Origin of the sequence: Paraburkholderia ginsengisoli NBRC 100965, assembly GCF_000739735.1 — a bacterium.
Taxonomy (GTDB): domain Bacteria; phylum Pseudomonadota; class Gammaproteobacteria; order Burkholderiales; family Burkholderiaceae; genus Paraburkholderia; species Paraburkholderia ginsengisoli.
Window position 1 is genome coordinate 1 of sequence record NZ_BBJF01000038.1, and the last position, 3,336, is coordinate 3,336.

Annotated in this window: 4 protein-coding genes; 3 read left to right on the forward strand and 1 reads right to left on the reverse strand. The window is 61.7% G+C overall.

Going from position 1 to position 3,336, the window contains the following annotated elements:
- The first annotated feature begins 50 nt into the window (after positions 1–50).
- The 3 genes from tnpA to tnpC are packed head-to-tail and all read left to right on the forward strand — an operon-like array spanning position 51 to position 2,465.
- Positions 51–482 (forward strand): IS66-like element accessory protein TnpA, encoded by a 432-nt coding sequence (gene tnpA, locus BGI01S_RS28725; RefSeq protein WP_084585553.1) that lies wholly within the window; start codon positions 51–53, stop codon positions 480–482.
- A complete protein-coding gene (tnpB, locus tag BGI01S_RS29995; RefSeq protein WP_255219800.1) occupies positions 479–820 on the forward strand; it encodes an IS66 family insertion sequence element accessory protein TnpB in 342 nt (113 codons plus the stop codon). Before tnpA ends, tnpB begins: the two co-directional genes overlap by 4 nt.
- Positions 821–872: 52 nt before the next feature.
- Positions 873–2,465: an IS66 family transposase gene (gene tnpC / locus BGI01S_RS28730; RefSeq protein WP_042329810.1), complete on the forward strand. Its 1,593-nt coding sequence runs from the start codon at positions 873–875 to the stop codon at positions 2,463–2,465.
- Positions 2,466–2,515: 50 nt separating this feature from the next.
- On the opposite strand, the gene BGI01S_RS28735 is transcribed toward tnpC, so the two are convergent.
- A partial coding sequence (locus BGI01S_RS28735) for a histidinol-phosphate transaminase (RefSeq protein ID WP_042329811.1) occupies positions 2,516–3,336 on the reverse strand: 821 nt, incomplete at its 5' end.

The window sequence follows — 3,336 nt, forward strand, 5'->3', positions numbered from 1 at the left end:
GTAAGCATCTGATGAAGGCCGTCTGGAAAAGCTGACGGGAGTTGTCCAATATGGTGCCCGCGAAATATTTTGCGGGAGCAAAAATGGACAGACCTGACGATGTGGTGGCAGCGGAGCCGAAACGGCCGAACTTTCCAGAGGCATTTCGCCGGTCCATTGTAGAGGAGACCTTGAAACCCGGCGCATCGGCGTCGCGCATTGCGCGGGAGCACGATCTGAACGTCAATATGGTCTTTAAGTGGCGGCAGCGATACCGCAAGGAGATGGAGGCAGTTGCAACGCGCATTGCCAGCCCGGACGACGCCGGGATGGGATTGTTGCCGGTGAACGTCATTGACGCACCGTTGCCGGCCAAGACCGAGCCGTCCACAACAATGAGCACCAGTTGCGAAGTGGAGATCGAAGTAGGCAAACGGCGTGTTCGAATCTGCGGATTGTCGATGGATCTGGCCGAGCGATTTCTGCGAGACTGCCTGAAGTGATTCCGCCGAATACTCGAATCTGGATTGCAGCGGGTGTGACCGACATGCGCTGTGGCTTCGGTTCTTTAGCCGCGAAAGTGCAAACCGTGCTGGAGAGGGACCCATACGGTGGACACATGTTTGTGTTCCGAGGCAAACGGGGTGACCTGCTGAAAGCGCTTTACTGGTGCGACGGCGGGCTATGCCTGTTTGCAAAACGCCTTGAAAAAGGACGTTTCGCGTGGCCCCGTGCCGACAGCGGCGTCGTTGCCCTGACAACCGCCCAGCTATCCCTTCTGCTTGAAGGTTTCGACTGGCGCCAGCCAGTCGAAGCAGCGCGCCCGCGCAGCGCTTTGTAAACGATGGTCAAGCGGTGTTCGAGTATTGGCGCAACGCCCGTAAACTGCCTTCATGGAACCCCGCACGACAGATCTGCCCGACGACATCGACGCCCTGAAGGCGATGGTGTTCGCTCGCGATGAGCTTGTGCGCAAACGCGACGCACAGGTTGTCGAACTGCAGGAACAACTCTCGTCGCGCGCCATCGAGATCGAGCACCTGAAGCTCACGATCGCGAAGCTGCGCCGCATGCAGTTCGGGCGCAAGTCAGAGAAGCTCGATCGCCAGATCGAGCAACTCGAACTTCGGCTGGAAGATCTGCAGGCCGACGAAGGTGCCACCGACATGGCAGCGCCTCTCGCGACACCTCGAGCGCGGCGTGAACGTGCCGGTCGCAAGCCGCTGCCCGATCACCTCGAACGTGAAGTGCGCGTTCATCTGCCCGCCGAAGATTGCTGCCCGGATTGCGGTGGGCGGCTCAAGCCATTGGGCGAAGACGTCGCGGAACAACTCGAGTATGTGCGGGCGCACTTCCGTGTGATTCGTCACCGCCGTCCGAAGCTCGCCTGCTCGTGCTGCGATTGCATCGTGCAGGCTGCCGCGCCAACCCGACCGGTTGACCGCGGCATCCCGGGACCGGCACTGCTTGCGCACATCGCGGTATCGAAGTTCGGCTTCCACATCCCTTTGCATCGTCAGGCCGTTATGTACGCGCGTGACGGTGTCGAGATCGATCCGGGCACGATGGGGTACTGGATGGGGAGCGTCTCGCAACTGCTCAAGCCGCTGGTCGATGCCGTGCGTCGCTATGCGTTGGCCGGCAGCAAGGTTCACGGGGACGATACGCCGCTGCCGGTGCTCGCGCCGGGCAACGGCCGCACGAAGACAGGACGCCTCTGGGTTTACGTTCGCGATGATCGCAACAGCGCCTCGACCGAGGCGCCGGCGGTCTGGTTCGCGTACACGGCTGACCGGCGCGGCGAGCATCCGCAGCAACATCTGGCTAACTTCACCGGCGTGCTACAGGCGGACGCGTTCGCCGGTTACGCCGAGCTGTATCGCGGCGAGCGCATCGTCGAAGCCGCCTGCATGGCGCACGCGCGGCGAAAAACCCATGATCTGCACGCGGTGCGGCCCAACGCCGTGACGGAAGAAGCGCTGCGCCGCATCGGGATGCTCTACAAGATCGAAGAGCAGATCCGCGGCAAGCCGCCAGACGAGCGCCGGCGCGTGCGCGAGGCGCAGGCCGTGCCGCTGCTCGACGACATGAAGCGGTGGTTCGACGCGACGCTTACCACGCTCTCCGCGAAGTCCGACACGACGAAGGTGATTCGCTATGCGCTCAATCGCTGGCCCGCACTCGTGTATTACTGCAGTGATGGGCGCGCAGAGATCGATAACCTGATCGCTGAGCGTGCCCTGCGTGGGGTCGCCCTGGGTCGCCGTAACTATCTGTTTATGGGCGCTGACTCCGGCGGCGAACGCGCTGCCGTCATCTACAGTCTCATTGGGTCGGCGCGCCTGAACGGCCTCGATCCCGAGGCGTATCTCGCCTACGTGCTCGATCGTATCGCTGACCATCCTGTCAACCGAATTGATGAGCTGCTGCCATGGAACGTGATTGCGCATTTGCCATCTACCGCTCGTATCGAAGCCGTCCGGTAGTACAGTGCATCTCGATACGGCAGGGTTTCGAGTTCCATGGCAGTTGTTGCTCACACAGAAGCCATCACGGCAAGCAACGCAGTGCGAAACTCGTCCATCTCTGCAGCGGTGCCGATGGACACTCGCAAGTATTCCGGCGGACCGGCCTCGCGAACCAGAACGCCGTGGCGCAGAAGTCCACTCCATACACGGTGGCGATCCGCGAATTTGCCGAACATCACGAAGTTCGCGTCCGAATCGGCCACCGCGAGGCCCTGGCTGCGCAGCCAGATAACGGTTGCATCGCGCTCGGCTTTGATCGCTTCTACTTGCGACAGCATCTCGTCACGGGCGACAAGGGCCGCGCAGGCCGCTGCCTGGGTGAAGACGGACAGGTGATACGGCAACCGAACGAGCTTCAGGGCTTCGATGATCGCAGACGCGCAGGCGCAATACCCGACGCAGCCGCCCGCGAATTTGAATGCCTTGCTTAGCGTGCGGGTAACAACAAGCCGAGGATGGTCAGGCAGCAACGTCACCGCGCTGCGAACGCCGTGGCGGCGGAACTCTGCATAGGCTTCGTCCACGACGACCACGCCCGGCGCGATATCGAGTATGGCGCGGATATCGTCGACAGGAAGCGCAGTCCCGGTCGGGTTGTTCGGCGACGTTAGCAGAACCACGCTCGGCTGATGCTCCCGAATGCTGTCGATCGCCTGGTTCAGATCCAGCATGAAATTCCCAGTGCGCGGCAACGTATGCAGATGCGTGAAGGTCGTGCGGCAGTATTCGTCATACATCGGATACGCGGGCGTAAAGGCTAGCGCCGATCGCCCTGGGCCACCGAACGCCTGGAAAATCTGCTGGATCACTTCATTCGAGCCGTTCGCTG

What these genes read in the sequence shown, in the direction of transcription:
- tnpA (WP_084585553.1), top strand. Translation starts at nt 51, where the DNA reads ATGGTGCCCGCGAAATATTTTGCGGGAGCAAAAATGGACAGACCTGAC.
- tnpC (WP_042329810.1), top strand. Translation starts at nt 873, where the DNA reads ATGGAACCCCGCACGACAGATCTGCCCGACGACATCGACGCCCTGAAG.